The organism is Pantoea sp. PA1 (genome assembly GCF_056856975.1).
The window spans coordinates 472988-496870 of sequence record NZ_JBXGEE010000002.1; the positions used below are offsets into that span (position 1 = coordinate 472988).

General features: G+C 55.0%; 17 protein-coding genes and 1 CRISPR repeat array. Of the genes, 9 read left to right on the plus strand and 8 right to left on the minus strand.

From position 1 onward, the window contains the following. Nucleotides 1–12: 12 nt before the first annotated feature. From hofC to nadC, 4 genes are all read right to left on the minus strand, one after another. Complete coding sequence (gene hofC / locus AC1V0D_RS12950) at nt 13–1212, minus strand: protein transport protein HofC (protein WP_140924249.1); 1200 nt, start codon at nt 1210–1212, stop codon at nt 13–15. Next, on the minus strand, nt 1205–2590 hold the full coding sequence (gene gspE, locus AC1V0D_RS12955) for a type II secretion system protein GspE (protein ID WP_482907529.1): 1386 nt from the start codon (nt 2588–2590) through the stop codon (nt 1205–1207). Before gspE ends, hofC begins: the two co-directional genes overlap by 8 nt. Continuing rightward, entirely contained in the window at nt 2577–3032 is a 456-nt protein-coding gene (gene ppdD / locus AC1V0D_RS12960) for a prepilin peptidase-dependent pilin (RefSeq protein WP_009092106.1), read from the minus strand. Before ppdD ends, gspE begins: the two co-directional genes overlap by 14 nt. Before the next feature lie 216 nt (nt 3033–3248). Then, a complete protein-coding gene (nadC, locus tag AC1V0D_RS12965) occupies nt 3249–4145 on the minus strand; it encodes a carboxylating nicotinate-nucleotide diphosphorylase (protein ID WP_009092105.1) in 897 nt (298 codons plus the stop codon). 196 nt (nt 4146–4341) lie between these two features. On the opposite strand from nadC, the gene ampD reads away from it, so the two are divergent. Continuing rightward, complete coding sequence (gene ampD / locus AC1V0D_RS12970) at nt 4342–4893, plus strand: 1,6-anhydro-N-acetylmuramyl-L-alanine amidase AmpD (protein ID WP_482907530.1); 552 nt, start codon at nt 4342–4344, stop codon at nt 4891–4893. A gap of 16 nt (nt 4894–4909) precedes the next feature. Then, the gene (ampE, locus tag AC1V0D_RS12975) at nt 4910–5764 is read left to right on the plus strand and encodes a beta-lactamase regulator AmpE (protein ID WP_058957895.1); all 855 of its coding nucleotides are present in this window, start codon (nt 4910–4912) and stop codon (nt 5762–5764) included. Here ampE and AC1V0D_RS12980 read toward each other — a convergent pair. The 4 genes from AC1V0D_RS12980 to aroP all read right to left on the minus strand — a co-directional run bounded on the left by AC1V0D_RS12980 (nt 5746) and on the right by aroP (nt 10015). Then, a complete protein-coding gene (locus tag AC1V0D_RS12980) occupies nt 5746–6705 on the minus strand; it encodes a glycoside hydrolase family 43 protein (protein WP_482907531.1) in 960 nt (319 codons plus the stop codon). The two genes, ampE and AC1V0D_RS12980, sit on opposite strands and share 19 nt — an antisense overlap. Continuing rightward, entirely contained in the window at nt 6702–8114 is a 1413-nt protein-coding gene (locus AC1V0D_RS12985) for a glycoside-pentoside-hexuronide (GPH):cation symporter (protein ID WP_009092099.1), read from the minus strand. The genes AC1V0D_RS12980 and AC1V0D_RS12985 overlap by 4 nt, the downstream gene beginning before the upstream one ends. Nucleotides 8115–8289: 175 nt before the next feature. Further along, a complete protein-coding gene (locus tag AC1V0D_RS12990) occupies nt 8290–8535 on the minus strand; it encodes a hypothetical protein (protein WP_009092098.1) in 246 nt (81 codons plus the stop codon). A gap of 124 nt (nt 8536–8659) precedes the next feature. Beyond that, on the minus strand, nt 8660–10015 hold the full coding sequence (gene aroP, locus AC1V0D_RS12995; protein ID WP_009092097.1) for an aromatic amino acid transporter AroP: 1356 nt from the start codon (nt 10013–10015) through the stop codon (nt 8660–8662). A gap of 515 nt (nt 10016–10530) precedes the next feature. On the opposite strand from aroP, the gene pdhR reads away from it, so the two are divergent. The 7 genes from pdhR to casB all read left to right on the plus strand — a co-directional run bounded on the left by pdhR (nt 10531) and on the right by casB (nt 23880). After that, nucleotides 10531–11295 (plus strand): pyruvate dehydrogenase complex transcriptional repressor PdhR, encoded by a 765-nt coding sequence (pdhR, locus tag AC1V0D_RS13000; protein ID WP_009092096.1) that lies wholly within the window; start codon nt 10531–10533, stop codon nt 11293–11295. A gap of 103 nt (nt 11296–11398) precedes the next feature. Beyond that, on the plus strand, nt 11399–14065 hold the full coding sequence (aceE, locus tag AC1V0D_RS13005) for a pyruvate dehydrogenase (acetyl-transferring), homodimeric type (protein ID WP_111208293.1): 2667 nt from the start codon (nt 11399–11401) through the stop codon (nt 14063–14065). 14 nt (nt 14066–14079) lie between these two features. Continuing rightward, on the plus strand, nt 14080–15981 hold the full coding sequence (gene aceF / locus AC1V0D_RS13010; RefSeq protein WP_482907532.1) for a pyruvate dehydrogenase complex dihydrolipoyllysine-residue acetyltransferase: 1902 nt from the start codon (nt 14080–14082) through the stop codon (nt 15979–15981). 160 nt (nt 15982–16141) lie between these two features. Continuing rightward, entirely contained in the window at nt 16142–17566 is a 1425-nt protein-coding gene (gene lpdA / locus AC1V0D_RS13015) for a dihydrolipoyl dehydrogenase (protein WP_046101230.1), read from the plus strand. Between the two features lie 162 nt (nt 17567–17728). Further along, nucleotides 17729–18917: a CRISPR direct-repeat array (repeat unit 29 nt; unit sequence GTGTTCCCCGCGCGAGCGGGGATAAACCG). A 364-nt stretch (nt 18918–19281) separates the two neighbouring features. Beyond that, nucleotides 19282–21921 carry a CRISPR-associated helicase/endonuclease Cas3 gene (gene cas3, locus AC1V0D_RS13020; RefSeq protein ID WP_482907533.1) on the plus strand — a complete coding sequence of 880 codons (2640 nt, stop codon included), beginning with the start codon at nt 19282–19284 and terminating at the stop codon, nt 21919–21921. Continuing rightward, nucleotides 21921–23444 carry a type I-E CRISPR-associated protein Cse1/CasA gene (gene casA / locus AC1V0D_RS13025; RefSeq protein WP_482907534.1) on the plus strand — a complete coding sequence of 508 codons (1524 nt, stop codon included), beginning with the start codon at nt 21921–21923 and terminating at the stop codon, nt 23442–23444. Before cas3 ends, casA begins: the two co-directional genes overlap by 1 nt. After that, nucleotides 23428–23880, plus strand: coding sequence for a type I-E CRISPR-associated protein Cse2/CasB (gene casB / locus AC1V0D_RS13030; protein ID WP_482907535.1), 453 nt, complete (start codon nt 23428–23430; stop codon nt 23878–23880). Before casA ends, casB begins: the two co-directional genes overlap by 17 nt. The last annotated feature ends 3 nt before the right edge of the window (nt 23881–23883 follow it).

Here is a 23883-nt window from a genome sequence, read left to right on the forward strand (position 1 = left end):
ATCCGGCGCCCCTTAATGCATCGCATCACCCAGACCGAATACGGGCAGATACATCGCGACTACCAGCGAGCCGACGATAGCGCCAATGACCACCATCATCACCGGCTCCAGCGACGCCGCCAGGGTATCAGCACGTTTGCGGGTCTCTGCCTCGTGCCACTCCGCCAGACGCGCCAGCATCACATCCAGTGCCCCCGCCTCTTCGCCGACCCGAATCAGCTGACCACATAACGGCGTGAAAAGCGAATGATGCATCAATGCCTGATGCAGGGGATGACCCTGAGCAATGTGCTGCTGGAGGGCGGCCATGGCCTCCCGCCAGAGCAGGGCAGAGAGCGTCACTTCTGCGGCGGCCAGTCCCTGCAACAGGGTCAACCCGGCACGCTGCGTCAGCGTCAGGATGGTGTAGATCTGCGTCAGCTGCATCCCCCGCCATAATCCGGCAAGCAGCGGGAGGCGCAGCAAAAGCGCCTGTTCGCGGCGCTGCCACTCCGCAGAGCGTCGTCGCAACTGAAACACAATCGCCAGTATCAGCGTTACGCCGAAAGCGAGGACGCCTCCCCATGCCTGAAGCAGGGCTGATAGCTGCATCACCGCTGCCGTAAAGGCGGGCAGGGGCGCGTCAAAGGCGTCATAGACGGCAACGAACTCAGGCAGCACAAACAGCAGCATGCCGCAGGTGACAGCGAGGGCCACCAGCAGGATGAACAGCGGATAACGCAACGCTTTCACCACCTGCTGACCTAACTGCTGTTGCCGGATCTGCTGGCGGGCCAGCTCCTCGCAGCAGACATCGAGCTGACCGGTCAGTTCACCCACCTCCATCAGTGCCGGATAGAGCGCCGGAAAAATCTGTGGCCATTCACGTAATGCCTGAGAAAAAGGGGCACCGCTGAGCACACGATAATGCAGGGCGAGCAGCAATGCCCGCCAGCCTGCATGCGGATGCCCCTCTGCCAGCAACGCCAGACTCTCTGCCAGCGGCAGACCGGCTTTGAGCAGGGTCGCCAGCTGGCGTATCAGATCGCTCTTCTGCTGCCACTTCCATTCCGACTGACGCCAGCCCTTTTCCCGCTTCCAGCTCACGGGCAGCAGGTCGCGCTGCGCCAGCACCCGCAGCAGGGTTTCACTGTCAACCGCCAGCAGCTGACCGCTGCGCAACTGCCCCTGGCTATCTACCGCCTGCCAGCGGAACAGCGCTGCATCAGCCATCGTCCAGCCCGATGACCCGCTGCATCTCTTCCAGCGAGGTGTCGCCCCGGCTTACGGCTTCCAGACCGGAAACCAGCAGGGGGCGCAATCCCTGCTGTTTTGCCAGCGTGAGCAGATTCTCCAGCGGCATCTCAGCAGCAATGGCATTCTGTAGCCTGGCATTGATCGGCAGCAGTTCAAACAGCGCCAGCCGGCCAAAGTAGCCGGAGAAACAGTGATCGCAACCGGGCGCCCGCCAGGTCTGCAGCGTGCCGGGCCAGATTTCTGCGGGGTAGTGCGCCACCGCCTGAGCCGGCTGACGGCAATGGGGGCAGAGGCGCCGGACCAGGCGCTGAGCCACGATCAGCTTCAGCGCCGGGCCCAGCAGATAACCGGGGATACCCATCTGCCGCAGCCGCGTCAGCGTCTCGGCGGTAGAGTTGGTGTGCAGGGTTGAAAGCACCAGATGGCCGGTCTGCGCTGCCTTCACTGCAATCTCTGCCGTTTCGGCATCGCGGATCTCTCCGACCATAATGACGTCCGGATCCTGTCTTAGTAACGCCCGCAGCACACGGTTAAAATCCAGCCCCTTGCGGTTATGGATCTGCGTCTGATTAATGCCGGACAGCGGGATCTCAATCGGATCTTCCACGCTGCACAGGTTTTTTTCTGGCCGGTTCAGGGCGCTGAGTCCACTGTAGAGGGTAAATGTCTTGCCGCTGCCGGTCGGCCCGGTGACCAGGATCAGCCCCTGCGGCTGGGCCAGCGCCGCCATGAAGAGGCGCAGCTGCGCAGGGGGGAGGCCGAGCTTATCCAGTGACAACGCCGCGCTTTCACTCTGCAACAGCCGGATGACTGCTTTTTCACCGCCATACACGGGTAACGTTGCCAGACGAAAGGAGGCTGACTGACCGGCGATCGCCAGACTGAACTGACCATCCTGGGGCAACCGGCGTTCGGCAATATCCAGTCCGCTGAGGATTTTCAGGCGCGCCAGCAGCGCCGCAGGCTGGGTCACAGGCAGGGAAGAGAGCGGGTGAAGGACACCGTCAATACGCAGCCGCACCCGCATCCCCTCAGCGCCGGGTTCGATATGCACATCCGAGGCGCGACGTTCCAGCGCCTGACGCAGAATCAGCTCGGCGGCTTCAATCGCCGATTCAGCGGGTGTCTCTTCGCGCGCGACCCGCCCCGTGTCGGCATGCTGACGTTGATCCAGGCGGGCCTGAGGCCAGCATTCAATGTCAATCTGACACTGACTGGCAAAGTGAAGCGCTTCAGAGAGGCCGGGCGGAACGCTCTCCGCTACGGCAACGCGTAACCGATCGGCATCATGCTGCAAAATCAGCGCGCGATAGCGCTGGCAGAGTGCTGTTATTGCGTCGTCAGGCGGATTCATCGCTGGCCCCTTTATCCGCAAAGCGGAACTGTTCCAGGCAATTGTCGCGCAGATTGTTGTTGCTGCTGGTGCAGCTGCGCTGCCAGCTGATGCTGCCATCCGTGGCATCATGAATCGGCACCATTTCAACGCTCAGGCCATTCAGACTCTCCTGGCCGGTCAGTGTAATCACCCCGTTAGTGACGCTCAGTGCCGAAACGTAGCGCGATCCTTTCGCAGCAGGGATACCAGCCTGTCCGGCCTGACACTGCGTCGGGCCGCCGCGCTCCATGGCACAGAGTTCGACGGCGGTTTTATAGGGCACCATCGTTTGCAGCATGTCGGTAAGCGCGGCGCGCTGCAGATAGTTTTGATAGGCGGGCAGGCCGATGGCACTCAGAATCGCCACAATGCCGACCACAATCATCAGTTCAACCAGCGTAAATCCACGTTGATAGTTCATTCCATCGTCTCCTGATTAAGAAGTCGACAGGGTAGAAAGCGGGGGCGGTGAAAAACAGTGGCGAGTTTTCAGGCTGGAAAGGATCACCGAAAGAATGTGCGTCGTTACAACGCAGTAGCAATGGCGCTGTAAGCGAGGTCGCAAAACGTGTGGCCGCGCGGGCGGGTCAGCAGAATGCGCGGACAGAGGCAGCGGCACTGACCGTGCCGCTGCGGTTTACTTTTGCTGAAAACGCATCGAGAGATCCAGCGCCCGGACATGTTTGGTCAGTGCGCCAACCGAAACGTAGTCCACGCCGGTCAGGGCGATCTGCGGCAGGGTGGCTTCGGTAACGTTGCCGGAAACTTCCAGCAGCGTCCGCCCCTGATTCAGTTCGACGGCGGTACGCATCTCCTCCAGGCTGAAGTTATCCAGCATGACAATGTCAGCGGCGGCCTCCAGCGCCTGGCGTAACTCCTCCAGCGATTCCACCTCAACTTCAACCGGCACGTCGGGCTGTAACCACTGCGCTCTTTCCACCGCCTGAGCAATCGACCCGCTGGCGATAATATGATTCTCTTTGATCAGATAGGCGTCAGAGAGGCCGAGCCGGTGATTGCTGCCGCCACCGCAGAGCACGGCATATTTCAGCGCCGTCCGCAGGCCGGGCAGGGTTTTGCGCGTGTCCAGCAGCTGGGTCTGGCTGCCTGCCAGCAGCGCAACATAGCGGCTGACTTCGGTCGCCACGCCGGAGAGCGTCTGCACAAAATTGAGCGCCGTCCGCTCGGCGGTCAGCAGCAGGCGGGCCGGGCCTTCAATTTCAAACAGCAGCTGGTCAGCCTTGATCGGATCGCCATCACTGACGTGCCAGTTCAGGGTGGCGTGCGCGCCCAGCTGAATAAACACCTCTTCGACCCAGCGTTTACCACAGAAAACACCGGCTTCGCGGGTAATGACCTGCGCATGGGCCTGGGTGTCGGCCGGTAACAGCTGTGCGGTGATATCGCGGTCGGCGTCGATCTCCCCACCGAGATCCTCCTTTAACGCCAGCGCAACGGCATCCGGGATGTCACTTTCAATGCGTTTAATCAGCGCCTGACGGCGGCTGTCGGGATCATAACCACGAGAAGACATAGGCTTACACTCCAGAAAAGGGGATGTCTGAGGCGGTCACAATAGCCTGAACTGCCACGCGGTGCCAGCCATAAACCGTATTTTGTTTAGTATCCTTAACACGAAATCAGATAATGTCACGCTGCCGACACACTAAGGGGCAAGAATCCTTTATTATTCATGCTATTCTCAGCCAGTCAGAACAAGGAAATCCGGTATGAAAATCAAACAGGGCTGGCTGACCGGCGTACGTCAGGTGCCCTCATCACATTGCAATGAACGACCTGACAATGAGGCACCGTCGCTGCTGGTGATTCACAATATCAGCCTGCCGCCGGGAGAGTTTGGCGGACCGTGGATCGATAAGCTGTTCACCGGCACGCTTCCGCCGGATGCGCATCCCTATTTTGCCGATATCGCGGCACTGAAAGTGGCGGCACACTGCCTGATTCGCCGTGACGGCGAGATTGTGCAGTATGTTCCCTTTGATAAGCGCGCCTGGCATGCGGGGGTTTCGCAGTTTGAGGGCCGGGAAAACTGCAATGACTTCTCTATTGGCATCGAGCTGGAAGGAACTGACAGCGAGCCTTATACCGGGGCGCAATATCGGGCTTTGCAGCAGGTTACGCAGTTGCTGCTGCAGCACTATCCGGTCACGCCTGCACGTATTACCGGGCATAGCGACATCGCTCCGGCGCGCAAAACCGATCCTGGTCCTGCTTTTGACTGGGAGTACTACAGAGAGCTGTTAACGCAGCAAAAATCCTGATTTTTGCGGGGTCAGTATGACGTTGTTTACCTTGTTGTTGGTTCTGGGCTGGGAGCGCCTGTTTAAACTGGGCGAGCACTGGCAGCTCGAACACCGGCTGGAGCCGATTTTTCGCCATCGCCGCCACTTCTCCATGATGCGGACGCTGCTGATGACCGTGCTGGCGATGGCGCTGACGGCACTGGTGCTGGTGACGCTGAAAGGCGTGCTGTTTGGCGTGGTGCTATTGCTGTTCTGGATTGTGGTCGGGCTGCTCTGTATCGGGGCCGGTTCAGTGCGGCAGCACTACCATCACTATCTGAAGGCGGCCAGTCATGACGACGATGCGGCGCATCAGGCGATGGCGGCGGAGCTGACGCTGATTCATGGTGTGCCGGTGGAGTGCAGCGAACGCGAATTTCTGCGCGAGCTGCAGAATGCGCTGATCTGGATAAACTTCCGTTTTTATCTGGCACCGATGTTCTGGCTGGTGGTGGGAGGTCCCTGGGGACCGGTGCTGCTGGTGGGTTACGCCTTCCTGCGAGCCTGGCAGGGCTGGCTGGCAAAGCACGGCACACCGATGGCGCGGGCGCAATCGGGGGTCGACGGTATTCTGCATCTGCTCGACTGGATACCGGTCCGGCTGGCGGGGGTGGCTTACGCTCTGCTGGGTCACGGTGAAAAGGCGCTGCCCGCCTGGTTTGTCTCACTGACCGATCGTCACCGTTCTCAGTATCAGGTGCTGACCACCCTGGCGCAGTTCTCGCTGTCCCGCGATCCGCACACGGATAAAGTTGAAACGCCACGGGTGGCCGTGGCGTTGGCGAAACGGACCTCACTGGTGCTGGTGGTGGCCGTAGCGCTGCTGACGATTTATGGCACGCTGGTGTGATCAGCAGGGGGCACGCCAAAATCGGGCGTGCCATCGCTGCGCCAGCTGAAATATTTCAGTCGGGTATGGCGGTTCGGGTCCCATAACGGATCGCCCTCAATCTCCGTGTAGTTTCGCGCATGGTAGACCAGCACGTCCCGCCCCGACTCATCCTGCGTAAAACTGTTGTGCCCCGGCCCATACTGATGATTGTCCCAGCTGGACACAAACACCGGCCGCGCCGATTTCTGCCATGCGGTCACATCGAGCGGGTCCGCCTCTGCGGCAATCGACAGCATGCCCAGGCAGTAATTCTCATCGGTGGCGCTGGCGGAGTAGGTAACAAACAGCCTGTCACCATGACGAATGACCGCCGGTCCTTCATTCACGCTAAATCCTGCACACTCCCACTCATATTCAGGCCGGCTTAGCATTACCGGCGTGCCTTTCAGCGTCCAGGGATTAAGCAGCTCCGCCAGATAGAGGTTGGAGTTACCGGGAATGGCGGGATCTTTCTGTGCCCAGAGATACCAGTTTTTACCCTGATGCACGAAGTGGGTGGCATCCAGTGAAAAGCTGTCAAGCTGGCTGAAGACGCGCCGGCAGGGCTGCCATTCGCCCTGCAGCGGGTCGCCGGCCTCGCACACCAGTGCGTACATACGATGCTGGAATAATCCCTCTTTAATGTCGCGCGTCGGTGCCGCCGCGAAATAGATCACCCACAGCCCGTCGATATAGTGCAGCTCGGGTGCCCAGATGAGTTCGCTGCAGGGGCCGCTCTCCGGCTTGTGCCAGACCACCACCGGTTCTGCGCTGCGCAGGTCAGCCAGCGTGGTGGCGCGGCGAATCTCCAGCCGGTCATATTCCGGTACTGAGGCGACAAAATAGTAGTGCTGTTCATGGCGCAGAATAAACGGGTCAGCGCGCTGCTCAATAAAAGGATTCGGCCAGGCTGGGCTCATTTTACATCTCCGGTTGGCGTGGCAGCACGGTTGTGCAGATGAACAGTGTGTAAGTCGTGGAAGTTTTCGCGACGCAGCGCCAGATCCTGCTGGATGGTGAGCATCATTTTGCGGTCAACCTTCATCAGCCGTACCACGCCGGCGGTGATCAGGTAGCCGACGCCCGGAATAACGGTAAACAGCAGCATGATGCCGTTAATTGCCTCGGCTGACTGCTGTTTTGCGCCCGCGTTGTAGCCATACATTGAGAGCAGAAAACCGACCATCGCTCCCGCGACAGCCAGACCCACCTTGAGGAAAAAGAGGTTGCCGGAGAAGCTGATGCCGGTAATGCGTTTACCGGTTTTCCATTCGCCGTAGTCATCCACATCGGCCATCAGCGACCAGTGCAGGGGGGAGGGGATCTGATGCAGAATATTCAGCACAAAATAAGCCACCACGACCATCAGGGTGGCGTGCGGATCGATCCAGTAAAAGCCGCTGGAAAAAAGGGCCAGCGCGATATTGGTCCAGAAAAAGACTTTGAGTTTGCACCAGCGGTCGGTGAGCACTTTCGCCAGCGTGCTGCCCACCATCATGCCGATTACCCCCAGGCTGATAAACAAGGTGGCGAAGTGCGTTGACTGACCCATGACCCAGGTTACGTAGTACATGGTCGCCGCCATGCGAATGAAGCCGGGACAGACGTTGCAGAAGGTGAGCAGCAGGATCCGGACCCACTGGTCATTCTTCCAGACGTCACGCAGATCTTTTTTCAGGTCATCATTGCTGGGAACGGCAGGGCGGATGCGTTCACGCACCGTAGCAAAGCAGAAGAGAAACATCGCCAGGCCCAGAGTGGCCAGCACCGCCATCGCCATCTGATAGCCGCGCGCCTTATCCGCGCCGCCAAACCACTCCGCCATCGGCAGCAGTGACAGGGAGAGGGTCAATGTAGCGATGCCGACCATAACAAAGCGGTAGGACTGGCAGGAGACGCGCTCGCCGGGATCGCTGGTAATCACGCCGCCCAGGGAACAGTAAGGAATATTAATGGCGGTGTAGGTCAGTGACATCAGGAAGTAGGTGACAAATGCCCAGATCACCTTGTTGTGATAGGTCCAGTCTGGCGTGGTAAACATCAGCACGCTGAACAGCACGTAGGGAACGGAAACCCACAGCAGCCAGGGACGAAAACGACCCCAGCGACTCTGGGTACGATCGGCAATCGCGCCCATAATCGGGTCGGTGACCGCATCCAGCACCCTGACCGAGAGCAGCAGCGTGCCCACCAGCGCCGGAGCCAGGCCGAACACGTCGGTATAGAAGTAGTTGAGAAACAGCATGATGGCACCGCCAATCATGTTGCATCCGGCATCGCCCATGCCATAACCCAGTTTTTCTTTGAATGTGAGTGCCGCGGGCTTCATTGTGCTTCTCCTGCAAACCATGAAGCTAATGATTATCAGCGCTTAAGTCATTCACGGCGTGGCAGTATTGAGTCACAGAGATGGACAAAACGGGCGGGCGCAAAAAAATGTGAACTGGCACGCAGGCGCGGGCCCGTTCACATCACATTAAGCGGGGCAGGGCGGCAGAGAATCGTTAAGCTGCGCTGTTATTCTGTCCTTCAACCAGGCCACCGAGCAGACTGCCAATCCAGCCACCAATGGTGCTGAAAAGCGTACTGGCCACCGAGGAGATCACGCCGTTGAGAAAGGGAATCGGTATCAGGGAACCCATCACGCTGCCCAAAAGCGAACCGGCCTGCTGGCCGACGGCGGTGGTGATATCCTGAATCAGGCCACATCCGCTGACGGCCATAATTTCTGAAGGTGCGAGTTCACGCATAGTTATTTTTTCCTTTATTGGGTGAGAAGCAGGAAAAAATTATCACTACCCGTCAGCAATAAAAATAGTAACAGAACGAAAGTGGCCGGTGCGCCTGAGCAGGCGCACCGGATAAGAGAAGGGATCAGACTTTCTGCGTCTGGTTCTTAATAAAGTAACCCAGCGCCAGAATCACCAGCCAGACCGGGATCAGCCAGACAGAGATGGCCATGCCCGGCGTGGTTGCCATCAGCACCAGAATTGCCGCCAGGAAGATCAGGCAAATCCAGTTACCGGCCGGATAGAGCAGCGCTTTGAAGCGGGTGGTCACGCCCTGCTGATCTTTCTTACGACGGAACTTAAGGTGCGCCAGGCTGATCATCGCCCAGTTGATGACCAGTGCAGAGACCACCAGTGACATCAGCAGGCCGAACGCTTCACCGGGCATCAGGTAGTTGATCAGCACGCAGAGCGCCGTGGCAACCGCAGAAACCAGAATGGTTAAGACCGGAACGCCGCGACGGTCAACTTTCAGCAGCGATTTGGGCGCGTTGCCCTGCTGAGCCAGACCAAACAGCATACGGCTGTTGCAGTAAACGCAGCTGTTGTAGACCGACAGGGCGGCCGTCAGGATCACCACGTTCAGCGCATTCGCCACCATGGCATCGCCCAGCTCGTGGAAGATAAAGACAAACGGGCTGACTTCAGAGGTGACACGGCTCCACGGCATCAGTGACAGCAGCACCGCCAGTGAACCAATGTAGAAAATCAGGATGCGCCACAGCACCTGGTTGGTCGCTTTCGGGATGCTGACTTCCGGATTATCGGCTTCAGCGGCGGTGATCCCCACCAGCTCCAGCCCACCGAATGAGAACATGATGATCGCCATGACCGTCACCAGACCGCCAATGCCGTGCGGGAAAAAGCCGCCCTGTTCCCAGAGGTTACGCACCGTCGCCTGCGGACCGCCGTTGCCGCTGAAAAGCAGCCAGCCGCCGAACAGGATCATGCCAATGACCGCCACCACTTTAATAATGGCGAACCAGAACTCCATCTCACCAAAGACTTTCACGTTGGTAAGGTTGATGGCGTTAATCATGACGAAGAAGATGGCTGCCGAGGCCCAGGTCGGAAAGTCGGGCCACCAGAACTGAATATATTTGCCGACGGCAGTGAGCTCTGCCATGGCGACCAGCACGTAAAGTACCCAGTAGTTCCAGCCCGAGGCGAAGCCGGCAAAGTTGCCCCAGTATTTATAGGCGAAGTGGCTGAAGCTGCCGGCAACCGGCTCCTCAACGACCATCTCGCCCAGCTGGCGCATGATTAAAAAGGCAATAAAACCGGCAATGGCATAGCCCAGAATAACGGCCGGACCGGCGGATTCGATGACCGATGCGCTGCCCAGAAACAGGCCGGTTCCTACTGCTCCACCCAGCGCGATGAGCTGAATATGGCGGTTCTTAAGACCACGTTTCAGCGCCTCGCCTTGCTGTTGTTCCATACAAACCTCGTGATGTTTTTATTCTTCGTTCCCAGCGCGGTTCGCTGTAAGGAAGTAGTTACATTAACGTATTGATTATTTTACGGTATCTGGCGTGCTGAGTGCTGCCATGCGCTACCCTGGCGACAAGAATAGTGATAAGCGAATCGCTTTGCACCTGCTTTCGCCTTTCGTGCTGAGAGTTGACTGAAAAAACGCCGTCCCGGTCACGTCAGGCCAGAGAAATTTCTGCCATGAAATGCGGTTCATGACGAATAGCTTTCACTTATGGATGCCGCTGCGCTTCGGGGCTAAGCAGGTGTAAGGTTTGGTAAAAGTGAATTTATTTAACATTCAGCTCAACGCGAATTTTTCATTTTTTTAACCGCAAGTTAGCGTCAGAGCGGGCTTCAGAGGCAGGGGAATGTCACAGACACCATATAGACACAAGGTGAATACTTTGTTACTTTACCGCCACCTCTGTACAATTGGTATTACCAATTTACTCCGGACGACTGGCTTAATAAGAAGGGATGATGGCTTACAGTAAGATTCGCCAACCCAAGCTCTCAGATGCTATCGAGCAACAGCTCGAATCCCTGATTATGGAAGGGACACTGCGTCCGGGAGAGAAGCTGCTCCCTGAGCGCGAACTCGCCAAACAATTCGATGTCTCACGTCCGTCTCTCCGCGAAGCGATCCAGCGCTTAGAAGCGAAAGGATTGTTGCTGCGCCGTCAGGGCGGCGGAACATTCGTACAGGAGCATCTCTGGCAAAGCCTGAGTGATCCACTCGTTGAGCTTCTCGCAGACCATCCGGAATCACAGTTTGACCTGCTGGAAACGCGTCATGCCTTAGAGGGCATCGCCGCCTATTACGCGGCGCTGCGCGGCACAGAAGAAGATCTGCTGCGCATTCGCGACTGCCATGTGCACATCCAGCAGGCGCAGGATAGCGGCGATTTAGACGCCGAAGCGGACGCCGTGATGCAGTATCAGATCGCTGTCACAGAAGCGGCCCATAATGTGGTGCTTTTGCATTTGCTACGCTCAATGGGCCCTATGCTGGAACAAAACGTCCGTCAGAATTTCGAATTGCTCTACTCTCGCCGGGAAATGCTGGCAAAAGTGAGCGGTCACCGCGCCAGAATCTTTGAGGCGATTGTGGCCCGTGAGCCAGAAAAAGCGCGCGAGGCTTCACACCGTCACCTGGCGTTCATAGAGGAAATCTTGCTGGACAGAAGTCGGGAGCAGAGCCGTCGAGAACGCTCCCTGCGTCGTTTACAGCAACGTAAGGAATAACGTGCGACAAAGATCGTACGGACATGTGCGACGAGCCTGCCTGCTTGTGCTTTGACAGGCTCCCGATTATTCAACGTATTAGACACAGATAAGGAACACACCCATGTCAGAACGTTTACACAATGACGTGGATCCGATTGAAACTCGTGACTGGCTACAGGCGATCGAATCGGTCATCCGTGAAGAAGGTGTTGAACGTGCACAGTATCTGATCGATCAGGTACTGGGTGCAGCCCGCAAAGGCGGCGTGAACGTTGCTGCAGGATCGTCTGCTATCAGCAACTACATCAACTCTATTGCCGTTGAAGATGAACCCGACTATCCGGGCAACACCTCTCTTGAACGTCGTATCCGTTCCGCTATCCGCTGGAACGCCATCATGTCGGTGCTGCGCGCATCGAAGAAAGATCTGGAACTCGGCGGCCATATGTCCTCCTTCCAGTCTTCTGCGACCATTTATGAAGTGTGCTTCAACCACTTCTTCCGCGCGCGTAATGACAAAGATGGCGGCGATCTGGTCTATTTCCAGGGCCACATCTCTCCGGGCATCTATGCCCGTGCGTTCCTTGAAGGTCGCCTGACCGAAGAGCAGATGAACAACTTCCGTCAGGAAGTTGACGGTAAAGGTCTCTCTTCTTATCCGCACCCGAAATTAATGCCAGAGTTCTGGCAGTTCCCGACCGTTTCTATGGGTCTGGGTCCATTGTCAGCGATCTATCAGGCGAAGTTCCTGAAATATCTGGAACACCGTGGCCTGAAAGATACCTCTGCTCAGACCGTCTACGCCTTCCTGGGTGATGGTGAGATGGATGAGCCAGAATCCAAAGGTGCGATCACCATCGCGACCCGTGAAAAACTGGATAACCTGGTCTTCATCATCAACTGCAACCTGCAGCGTCTGGATGGCCCGGTCACCGGTAATGGCAAGATCATCAACGAGCTGGAAGGCATCTTTGCCGGTGCTGGCTGGGAAGTGATCAAAGTCATCTGGGGCGGTCGCTGGGATGAGCTGCTGCGCAAAGATACCAGCGGCAAGCTGATTCAGCTGATGAACGAAACTGTCGACGGCGACTACCAGACCTTTAAATCCCGTGATGGCGCCTATGTGCGTGAGCACTTCTTTGGTAAATATCCGGAAACCGCCGCGCTGGTTAAAGACATGTCCGATGATGAAATCTGGGCACTGAACCGTGGCGGCCACGATCCGAAGAAAATCTACGCGGCACTGAAAAAAGCGCAGGACACCAAAGGCAAGCCGGTGCTGATCCTGGCGCATACCATCAAAGGTTATGGTATGGGCGACACCGCGGAAGGCAAAAACATTGCTCACCAGGTGAAGAAGATGAACATGGATGGCGTGCGCTATATCCGTGATCGCTTCAACGTGCCGGTTGCTGACGATAAAATCGAAGAACTGCCGTACGTGACCTTCGAAAAAGGCTCAGAAGAGCACACTTACCTGCACGGTCAGCGTGAGAAGCTGGGTGGCTACCTGCCAACGCGTCAGCCGAAGTTCACCGAGAAGCTGGAAATGCCAGCGCTGGAAGAGTTCGGTGCGCTGCTGGAAGAGCAGAACAAAGAGATCTCCACCACCATCGCCTTCGTTCGTGCCCTGAACGTGATGCTGAAGAACAAGTCGATCAAAGATCGTCTGGTTCCGATCCTTGCGGATGAAGCGCGTACCTTCGGTATGGAAGGTCTGTTCCGTCAGATTGGTATCTACAGCCCGAACGGCCAGCAGTACACTCCGCAGGACCGTGAGCAGGTTGCTTACTACAAAGAAGATGAGAAAGGCCAGATTCTGCAGGAAGGGATCAACGAGCTGGGCGCAGGTTCATCCTGGCTGGCAGCGGCGACCTCTTACAGCACCAACAACCTGCCGATGATCCCGTTCTACATCTATTATTCGATGTTCGGCTTCCAGCGTATCGGCGATCTGATGTGGCTGGCGGGTGACCAGCAGGCGCGCGGCTTCCTGGTCGGCGGAACCTCCGGCCGTACCACGCTGAACGGCGAAGGTCTTCAGCATGAAGATGGCCACAGCCATATTCAGTCGCTGACCATCCCGAACTGTATCTCTTACGACCCGTCTTACGCCTATGAAGTGGCTGTCATCATGCATGATGGTCTGGTGCGTATGTATGGCGAAGCGCAGGAGAATATCTACTACTACATCACCACGCTGAACGAAAACTACCATATGCCAGCCATGCCGCAGGGTGCGGAAGAGGGTATCCGTAAGGGTATCTACAAGCTGGAAACGGTAGAAGGCAGCAAAGGCAAAGTGCAGCTGCTGGGCTCAGGTTCTATCCTGCGTCACGTACGTGAAGCGGCACAGATCCTGGCGAAAGATTACGGTATCGGCTCTGATGTCTACAGCGTCACCTCGTTCACCGAACTGGCGCGTGATGGCCAGGATTGTGAGCGCTGGAACATGCTGCATCCGACAGAAGAAGCACGCGTGCCTTACATCGCTCAGGTGATGAATGACGCGCCAGCGGTTGCCTCAACCGACTACATGAAACTGTTCGCTGAACAGGTTCGCAGCTATGTTCCAGCCAGCGATTACCGCGTGCTGGGTACCGATGGCTTTGGTCGCTCTGACAGCCGTGAGAATCTGCGTCATCACTTTGAAGTTGATGCATCTTATGTGGTGGTTGCTGCGCTGGGTGAGCTGGCTAAACGCGGCGAGATCGAGAAGAAAGTGGTGGCGGATGCCATTACCAAATTCAACATCGATGCCGATAAAGTTAACCCGCGTCTGGCTTAAGAGGTAAGAGAGTAATGGCTATCGAAATTAAGGTACCGGATATCGGGTCTGACGAAGTTGAAGTCACCGAGATTCTGGTGAAAGTTGGCGACAAGGTGGAAGCCGAGCAGTCGCTGATCACCGTGGAAGGCGACAAAGCCTCAATGGAAGTGCCTTCCCCGCAGGCTGGCGTAGTGAAAGAGATCAAAATCGCCACCGGTGACAAAGTAGAAACCGGCTCGCTGATCATGGTGTTTGACGCAGAAGGGGCCGCAGAAGCGGCACCTGCCGCCGCCGAAGAGAAGAAAGCGGATGCGGCACCTGCACCCGCCGCGGCAGCCGCCACCGCCAGCAAAGAAGTGGCTGTGCCGGATATCGGCGGTGACGAAGTCGAAGTCACTGAGATTCTGGTGAAGGTTGGCGATAAAGTTGAAGCCGAACAGTCACTGATTGTGGTGGAAGGTGATAAAGCGTCAATGGAAGTGCCGGCTCCGTTCGCGGGTGTGGTTAAAGAAATCACCATTGCGACCGGCGATAAAGTCAGCACCGGTTCTGCCATCATGGTCTTTGAAGCGGAAGGGGCTGCACCGGCCGCTGACGCGAAGCCAGAACTGAAAGAAGAAGCGGCATCGGCACCCGCCGCAGCGGCGGGCGCAAAAGAGGTTAACGTCCCGGACATCGGCGGTGATGAAGTAGAAGTCACCGAGATCCTCGTGAAAGTGGGCGACAAAGTTGACGCTGAGCAGTCACTGATCGTGGTGGAAGGCGATAAAGCGTCAATGGAAGTGCCTGCGCCATTCGCGGGTACCGTCAAAGAGCTGAAAGTGGCGACCGGCGACAAAGTCAGCACCGGATCACTGATCATGGTGTTTGAAGTCGAAGGTGCCGCACCGGCCCCGGCGGCAGCGAAGCAGGAAGCCGCACCGGCCCCGGCTGCGAAACCTGAAGCTAAATCTGCGGCGCCTGCTCCGGCAGCCAAAGCGGACAGCAAAGGTGAGTTTGCCGAGAACGATGCGTACGTTCACGCTACCCCGGTGATCCGTCGCCTGGCGCGTGAGTTCGGTGTGAACCTGGCGAAAGTCAAAGGCACCGGCCGTAAAGGTCGCATTCTGAAAGAAGACGTGCAGACTTACGTGAAAGAGGCGGTGAAACGCGCTGAAGCGGCACCGGCTGCGTCAAGCGGTGGCGGCCTGCCAGGCATGCTGCCATGGCCGAAAGTGGACTTCAGCAAGTTCGGTGAAGTTGAAGAAGTCGAACTGGGTCGTATCCAGAAAATTTCGGGTGCGAACCTGAGCCGTAACTGGGTGATGATCCCGCACGTTACGCATTTCGACAAAACCGATATCACCGATCTGGAAGCGTTCCGTAAGCAGCAGAATGCCGAAGCAGAGAAGCGTAAGCTGGATGTGAAGTACACCCCGGTGGTGTTCATCATGAAAGCTGTCGCTGCCGCGCTTGAGCAGATGCCACGCTTCAACAGCTCGCTTTCCGAAGATGCGCAGAAGCTGACGCTGAAGAAATACATCAACATCGGTGTGGCGGTCGATACGCCAAATGGCCTGGTGGTTCCGGTCTTCAAAGACGTGAACAAAAAGGGCATTACCGAGCTGTCGCGTGAGCTGATGGCGGTGTCGAAGAAAGCGCGTGACGGTAAGCTGACCGCGGGCGACATGCAGGGCGGATGCTTCACCATCTCCAGCCTGGGCGGCCTGGGAACCACACACTTCGCGCCGATTGTTAACGCGCCGGAAGTGGCTATCCTGGGTGTCTCTAAATCGGCGATGGAGCCGGTGTGGAACGGTAAAGAGTTTGCACCACGTCTGATGATGCCAATCTCTCTCTCCTTCGACCACCGCGTGATCGACGGAGCTGATGGTGCAAGATTCATCACCATTATTGGCAATATGCTCTCAGACATACGTCGTTTAGTTATGTAAATGTGAAGAAGGCCGGCGGATGCCGGCCTTCCTTTAACGTTTCGTCGCGTCACGGTTGGCAGTTTGTTAACAATTCTGTAAACTCTTGCGGTGAAAGTCCCGGTGGAACAAGGGCATTATAAGAACGTCTGACCCGCCGGATATCAAATAAGAGGTCATGATGAGTACAGAGATTAAAACCCAGGTCGTGGTACTTGGGGCAGGTCCTGCAGGTTACTCTGCAGCCTTCCGTTGTGCGGATTTAGGTCTGGAAACCGTACTGGTAGAGCGTTACAGCACCCTTGGCGGTGTGTGTCTGAACGTCGGTTGTATCCCCTCTAAAGCGCTGCTGCACGTTGCCAAAGTGATCGAAGAGGCGAAAGCCCTTGAAGAGCACGGCATTGTGTTTGGTCAGCCCTCTACTGATATCAACAAGATTCGCAGCTGGAAAGAGAAGGTGATTAACCAGCTGACTGGCGGCCTGTCAGGAATGGCAAAAGGTCGTAAAGTCAAAGTGGTTAATGGCCTCGGCAAATTCACCGGTGCTAACACCCTGGTGGTGGAAGGTGAAGGCGGTGCGACCACCATCAACTTCGATAATGCCATCATCGCTGCGGGTTCACGCCCAATCGAACTGCCTTTCATTCCTCATGACGATCCCCGCGTCTGGGATTCAACCGATGCGCTGGAACTGAAAGAAGTGCCGAAGCGTCTGCTGGTTATGGGCGGCGGTATCATCGGTCTGGAAATGGCGACGGTGTATCATGCGCTGGGTTCAGAGATCGATGTGGTTGAGATGTTTGACCAGGTTATCCCGGCTGCGGATAAAGATGTCGTCAAAGTCTTTACCAAGAAAATCAGCAAGAAGTTCAACCTGATGCTGGAAACCAAAGTGACCGCCGTTGAAGCAAAAGACGATGGCATTTACGTTTCAATGGAAGGCAAAAAGGCACCGGGTGAAGCGCAGCGTTATGACGCCGTGCTGGTGGCTATCGGTCGTGTGCCGAACGGTAAAGGTCTGGATGCCGGTAAAGCGGGCGTGGAAGTGGACGATCGCGGCTTTATCCGTGTCGACAAGCAGATGCGTACCAACGTGCCACACATCTATGCTATCGGCGACATCGTCGGTCAGCCAATGCTGGCGCACAAAGGCGTGCACGAAGGCCACGTTGCGGCGGAAGTGATCTCCGGTCTGAAGCACTACTTCGACCCGAAAGTGATCCCATCCATTGCCTATACTGAGCCAGAAGTTGCCTGGGTCGGTCTGACCGAGAAAGAAGCGAAAGAGAAGGGCATCAGCTACGAGACCTCCACCTTCCCGTGGGCTGCCTCTGGCCGTGCTATCGCTTCTGATTGTGCAGACGGTATGACCAAACTGATTTTCGACAAAGAGACGCACCGTGTCATCGGTGGCGCGATTGTCGGCACTAACGGCGGCGAGCTGTTAGGCGAAATCGGTCTGGCGATTGAGATGGGTTGTGATGCGGAAGATATCGCGCTGACCATCCATGCTCACCCGACCCTGCATGAGTCAGTCGGTCTGGCAGCAGAAATCTTCGAAGGCAGCATCACCGATCTGCCTAACGCGAAAGCGAAGAAGAAGTAAGTTTCCGCTGCTGCAAAGAGAAAGCTCCCGTTATGGGGGCTTTTTTTTGGCTTGGATTCTGAGCAGTATATTAAGTATGTATCTAGGGTAAGTCAGGGTGTAAAATCTGGTAGATTTTTGGTGTCCGAAAAAATCTTTTTTAATCATCAAGATAATTTTAGAGTGTTCCCCGCACGAGCGGGGATAAACCGCCGCTCATCAGCGGCTTTGATGTTAGTAATTAGTGTTCCCCGCACGAGCGGGGATAAACCGCCCAAGTTTATGATGATTACTGAGCGTTTAAAGTGTTCCCCGCACGAGCGGGGATAAACCGGATAAATTCATAACAAACTCCATTTATATTATGTGTTCCCCGCACGAGCGGGGATAAACCGGCGGGCGGATTGTTCAGGCGTGGTTTAACCGTCGTGTTCCCCGCGCGAGCGGGGATAAACCGTATATGGATAGAATTTTGCTTACAGATGATATGTGTTCCCCGCGCGAGCGGGGATAAACCGCCGTGTATTTACATGTGCTGGTGAATGCCTCAGTGTTCCCCGCGCGAGCGGGGATAAACCGGAGCTGGAGGCGGCATCATCTGCCAGCGGCACGTGTTCCCCGCGCGAGCGGGGATAAACCGATGGTGAGTGATGAATGCAGCAGCCAGAGAAAGTGTTCCCCGCGCGAGCGGGGATAAACCGCAGTCTTTTATGCTCCGTTCGGTATCACAGGTGTGTTCCCCGCACGAGCGGGGATAAACCGACGGAGCCTCATTTTTCATGCGGTTGGTTGAGGTGTTCCCCGCACGAGCGGGGATAAACCGAAATCCGCACAGGGCACGCTCAAGACGTTTGGGTGTTCCCCGCGCGAGCGGGGATAAACCGAGATAGGGCTTTTTTGATGGCATCGGTGAGAGGTGTTCCCCGCACGAGCGGGGATAAACCGCACGTCACTGGTCACCAAAATGTCATTCAAAAGTGTTCCCCGCACGAGCGGGGATAAACCGCCCCGGCGACGGGGCAGGTACAGACCGCGCCCGTGTTCCCCGCACGAGCGGGGATAAACCGGATTGGCTGTTCCATTATTCCACCTCCGGCGCGTGTTCCCCGCACGAGCGTGGATAAACCGCGATTAGCCAGTACATCGATGGTGTTCGCCAGGTGTTCCCCGCACGAGCGGGGATAAACCGAAATTTTCAAATACAAAACATCTGACCAATTAGTGTTCCCCGCACGAGCGGGGATAAACCGGTCTGGAAGTTTAAAGACAGATTTCCTCTGCTGAGTTCCCTGCGCGAGCAGGGATAAACCGCAGTAGCCGTGAGGGAGATTATATTGAGGGCGGCGGTCCCCGTGCGAGCGGGGATGAACCGTCCAGCTGTTCACGATGGTGGAGGGCTAAACGGTATTACCTGTATGAACAGGGATAATTCCCCCAATAAATCTTTACTGGATATATGACAGCAGGGTATCACCCGAGTATGCAGGATAAAACGCCGGATACATAATCGGTTGCGCCGTTAACTTTAAATTCAAAACAAGATTTTTACAGCAACAGCCGGGCAAGCAGAGAAATACGTAATATAAATTAACCTTATCAGGAGGTGTTTTTTAACATCGCCATCAAAATCGAATTCAAATCAAAAAAAACACAAAAATCTTCGAAAAATGTTGGAATTCTATTTCTGGGGCGTATTTTAGGAAAGAATTTAGCTGATTCCCTGAATAAGGAATTTTATGGTGTTAGCAAAGGACGACCTTTACCACTATTGGGGGAAGGCAAATCGTAGTGACGCGAATGCTCCGCCAGCGTCTCATTTATTACCTTATCATTGCCTGGATGTTGCAGCCGTAGCAGCCTATTGGTGGGATCACGCCCCTGCATTAAGAAAGAGCTTTTCTCAGAAAGAGAACCAGGCAGAATATCGCGGCTGGTTACTTTTTTTTATTGCTCTGCATGACCTGGGTAAATGGGACATACGATTCCAGGCTAAATGCTGGCATGCCTGGGAGGCATTAAATAGCGTCACCTCAGGAAAAAATGCGATTGGTAAAACGTGGGATCACGGTCAGGGTGGTCTTTACTGGTTTAAACAAGATTTCGATCAGGATAGCGATTATGACGGCGCTTTTATTACGCATAGTCTGCATCCTAAAGAGAAATGGTTTCCCTGGGTGGAGGCCGTTACAGGGCATCATGGTTATATTTATCAGCATATCAATCTTACCACATCAGATTTAGCGTTAAGCGTTCAATTAAAGCTTCAGGGCGAGAGAGATAAAAAGGCTCGTCTGGCATGGCTTGATGCACTGGCTGTCCTCTTTCTGCACCCGGTCGGGCTATCGCTTGATGATAATCCGCCATCCTGCTCATCCTTACTGGCAGGTTTTTGTTCAATATCGGACTGGCTGGGATCCTGGAATAGTGAAGAAACGTTTCAATTTCAGTCAACGCCGGAACCTTTACACGACTATTATTTGCGCCGTTATGCTGTTGATGCACCAGTAGTAATGAAGCGAAGTGGCTTGCTGAGCAAGATTAACCCCTGGGGGGGGACCGCTGCCTTACTCAATAAGGGCTATAAGCCACGTCAGCTTCAGACGCTGGTTGAGGCGTTGCCGGATGAGCCGGGATTGATAATTATTGAAGCTCCGACAGGGTCTGGGAAAACGGAAACTGCACTGGCCTATGCCTGGCGACTATTAGCCAGTGGTTATGCCGACAGCATAATTTTTGCCCTTCCTACCCAGGCGACTGCCAACGCAATGCTTAATCGACTTGAGAAGCTGGCTTCAGCGCTATTTGGTAAGCCTAACCTGATTCTTGCTCACGGCAACTCACGTTTTAGCTCGGATTTTAATGCCATTAAATCGCGCAGCAAAAGTGTGCAGGAACAGGAAGCCTGGGCTCAATGCTGCGAGTGGCTGAGTCGGAGTAATAAACGTGCTTTTCTGGGACAGATTGGCGTCTGCACCATCGATCAGGTGCTGATCTCCGTGTTACCAGTGAAGCATCGCTTCATTCGTGGCTTCGGTGTTGCCCGCAGCGTGTTGCTGGTTGATGAAGTCCATGCTTACGATACATACATGCACAGCCTGCTGGAAGAGGTATTACGACAGCAGGCCATGGCCGGACAAAGTGCGTTACTGTTATCCGCTACTTTGCCTGCATCTTTAAAACAACGCCTACTTAAAACTTACGGTCACTCAGCTACAACCTCTCCATCGGATGAATATCCTCTGGTCATATGGCAACAGCAGGATCGCCAGCGTTGCTTTGATCTTAGCGCTGCTCCAGAGCATCTACCGCCAGTTGTTCAGCTCAATATTGAGTGCTGTTATCTCAATGAAATGCAGCCTGATGCTGGCCTGCTTGAGCAAATGATCGCTGCCGCTCAGGCGGGGGCTCAGGTCTGTCTGATCTGTAATCTTGTGGATGTTGCCCAGCAGGTTTATCAGCGGTTGTGCGCCAGCACAGCGCTTGAGATCATCCTTTTTCATTCTCGCTTCACCTTGACCGACCGGGCAACGAAAGAAGAGCTGACGCTGCGCTATTTTGGCGCGTCAGGCGATCGCAGCATCGGACGTATCCTTGTGGGCACTCAGGTCGTGGAGCAGTCTCTGGATGTCGATTTTGACTGGCTTATAACGCAACTTTGTCCTGTAGATTTGCTGTTCCAGCGTGCCGGACGGCTGCATCGTCATTCCCGTCAATGCAGACCTGAAGGCTATCAGCAGCCGAAACTGACCGTGCTGCTTCCTGCCAGTCATGATTATGGTAACAGTAATTACGTCTACACCAATACGCGTGCCATGTGGCGAACCCAGCAGTTGCTAGAGCAACAGGGCCAGTCAGCTCTCTGTTTCCCGCAGGCATACCGACTTTGGATTGACCATGTCTATCGGGATGAAACGGACGAGTCAGAACCTGACTGGGTTGCAGAGGGATTGGCTCGCTTCGAATCACAGGAGCAATCAAAGCGTTATAACGCCCGACTTTCATTAAATCAGGCGACACGAGTCACCCCCTTTGCTGATGACGATGTACGTATCCGCGCGGTTACCCGTGATGGTGAAATGAGTCTGCCAGTCGTACCTTACGTAGAGACAGCCAGAGGAAAGCAGCTTTGCGACAGACAATATCTCAGTCAGCTGTCTGAGTTTTCACTGCCTGAGGCACTGGCACTTAACCGGGTTAATGTGCCGGGTAGCTGGCAACGGAGATACAGGCTTGAGCCAGATGAGGAGGGGATGGTGTGGATAGCCGGAACACTGAAAAATGGTCAGTGGACAGCAGAGATGGTTGATTACTATCTGGTTTATTCGAAAGAAGTGGGGATGAGTGTTATTCAGTTCAATTTTCAGGGAGGAATCTAATGAATTTACTTACGGATCGCTGGATCCCGATCAGGCCGGTTGCGGGCTGCGGAGTGGAGCAAATAAGCCTGGAAACATTGCTATGTGAACCCCATCAGCGAGCGCTTTCTCTCCCGCGTGATGACATGGAAATGGCAGCCTGCCAGCTACTTGTTTGCATCGTCCAGCTACTCTGGCCCCCGACGAACATGGAACAGAGTATCCAGCGCATACAAACTCCGCTTACAGAAGAGGAGTTTTTAACAGGTCTCACTGGCTGGGAAGAGAGTTTTATTCTTAATCATCCTGAGCATCCATTTATGCAGGTTAAAGGCGTCATTGCCAAAGAGACCACTGACATGGACAAGCTCATGGTTGGCCTGACCGGCTCCACCAGCTGTGCCTTTGTGAATCAGCCTGGTCAGGGCGAAGCACTTTGTGGCGGATGTGCTGCCATCGCACTATTTAATCAGGCTTGCAATGCGCCTGGATTTGGCGGTGGATTTAAAAGTGGTTTACGAGGCGGTGCGCCCATAACTACGCTAATCCAACAGAGATGCCTGCGCTCGACACTCTGGGCCAATGTACTCAACGCTGAAAGCCTGGAAAGGGATTACCCTGAATGGCAGAAACAGCACTGTCAGGGTTTTACCTGGCAAAAACCGATTGTCAGTAATGAAAAGATCCCGGCGCATAGCATCGGGCTGGCACGCGGTCTGTTCTGGCAGCCCGCACATATTGAACTCTCACCTCCCTCGGCAGCAGGGCAGTGCAGCGCTTGTGGGGGCCAGGCTGATAAACGTTATCTGAGCTTTCTTAAAGCCAAATTTAACTACACCGTTGAAGGCTTCTGGTTGCACCCGCACTCTCCTTGCGTAGAACAGACTAAAAAGGGAATATCTGAAAAACGTCATATTGGCTTCACATTACCGATCCCTTGCTGGACGCAGGTTGGACGACTATTAATCTCTCAGCAGTTAGAAAAGAACCAGGAAGGTCGACGTCCGGCACTGGTCATTGAGCAGGCAAGACAACTTGCTAACGGTAAACCGCTATATATGAGTATTGGTGGTTATCGTAATAATCAGGCGGCAATAGTGGAGCGGCGACATGAGGTAATGGTATTCAGCCAGGGCTGGGATCGCCATCAGGATATCATCAATGAAATTATCCATACTGGTCAGGGGTATCGACTTGCACTACGCAAAGCACTTTATCTTTTTGTTGAGGGTATGAAGGATAACGATATCATTGGTTCGCGTATTCCGGTTCATGAGGTCGCTGAACGTCGTTTTTACCGTGAAAGCGACATCTATATTACCCGGCTGCTGGCGACAATAAATTATGAGCGGCCTTTAAAAGAACTGGAATCGCTGCATCTTTATCTTTCCGCTTTATGCCAATCATTGTTTGAAGCCGCTACCGATCCCTATGATCACCATGTGAAATTAATCCAGACCCTGGCAATTTCCCGTCGCGTATTAATAGCACAGTTATCCGCTTTAAAAATGCAAGGAGAGCAAGCTGATGAACCCACACCTTGAAACTAAGGCGCTCTATGACGCCTGGCCCAGCCTGGATAAAGGCAGCCAGGCAAAATTAAGACGGGCTGACTCACCCGACAAACTACTGGAGATCCCTGATTTCTACGTATTAGCAGGTAAGTTTGGCTGGCCGGAAGAACGTTTCGCATTGCAAAGAATGATCTATTGCCTGGCTACAGGAGCTATTAAACACAGCGATGATGAATCACTAACTTTGGGTAAGGCGCTGGCACAAAGTAAAAAAATTTCACTAGTGCGCGTAATGCAACTTGTCCGGCAGGAATATCCTAATGATATGGTTCAGCTAAGACGCATGTTAATTCATGCTGAGCCCGTAGTGCATTGGCCTTTGCTGGCAGCACAATTGAAGTGGTGGGGCAAACATGAACGCCGGAACCTGATTGAAAGTTTTGTTCTCTCTTCTCCTAAAAAATAACTG

Bases quoted from the DNA above. Each gene is read 5' to 3' on its own strand.
- aceE (WP_111208293.1), top strand. From the start codon at position 11,399: ATGTCAGAACGTTTACACAATGACGTGGATCCGATTGAAACTCGTGAC.
- casB (WP_482907535.1), top strand. From the start codon at position 23,428: ATGAACCCACACCTTGAAACTAAGGCGCTCTATGACGCCTGGCCCAGC.
- nadC (WP_009092105.1), bottom strand. From the start codon at position 4,145: ATGTCTTCTCGTGGTTATGATCCCGACAGCCGCCGTCAGGCGCTGATT.
- hofC (WP_140924249.1), bottom strand. From the start codon at position 1,212: ATGGCTGATGCAGCGCTGTTCCGCTGGCAGGCGGTAGATAGCCAGGGG.
- ampE (WP_058957895.1), top strand. From the start codon at position 4,910: ATGACGTTGTTTACCTTGTTGTTGGTTCTGGGCTGGGAGCGCCTGTTT.
- aroP (WP_009092097.1), bottom strand. From the start codon at position 10,015: ATGGAACAACAGCAAGGCGAGGCGCTGAAACGTGGTCTTAAGAACCGC.
- ppdD (WP_009092106.1), bottom strand. From the start codon at position 3,032: ATGAACTATCAACGTGGATTTACGCTGGTTGAACTGATGATTGTGGTC.
- AC1V0D_RS12985 (WP_009092099.1), bottom strand. From the start codon at position 8,114: ATGAAGCCCGCGGCACTCACATTCAAAGAAAAACTGGGTTATGGCATG.
- cas3 (WP_482907533.1), top strand. From the start codon at position 19,282: ATGGTGTTAGCAAAGGACGACCTTTACCACTATTGGGGGAAGGCAAAT.
- aceF (WP_482907532.1), top strand. From the start codon at position 14,080: ATGGCTATCGAAATTAAGGTACCGGATATCGGGTCTGACGAAGTTGAA.
- lpdA (WP_046101230.1), top strand. From the start codon at position 16,142: ATGAGTACAGAGATTAAAACCCAGGTCGTGGTACTTGGGGCAGGTCCT.
- gspE (WP_482907529.1), bottom strand. From the start codon at position 2,590: ATGAATCCGCCTGACGACGCAATAACAGCACTCTGCCAGCGCTATCGC.
- AC1V0D_RS12990 (WP_009092098.1), bottom strand. From the start codon at position 8,535: ATGCGTGAACTCGCACCTTCAGAAATTATGGCCGTCAGCGGATGTGGC.
- pdhR (WP_009092096.1), top strand. From the start codon at position 10,531: ATGGCTTACAGTAAGATTCGCCAACCCAAGCTCTCAGATGCTATCGAG.
- AC1V0D_RS12980 (WP_482907531.1), bottom strand. From the start codon at position 6,705: ATGAGCCCAGCCTGGCCGAATCCTTTTATTGAGCAGCGCGCTGACCCG.
- casA (WP_482907534.1), top strand. From the start codon at position 21,921: ATGAATTTACTTACGGATCGCTGGATCCCGATCAGGCCGGTTGCGGGC.
- ampD (WP_482907530.1), top strand. From the start codon at position 4,342: ATGAAAATCAAACAGGGCTGGCTGACCGGCGTACGTCAGGTGCCCTCA.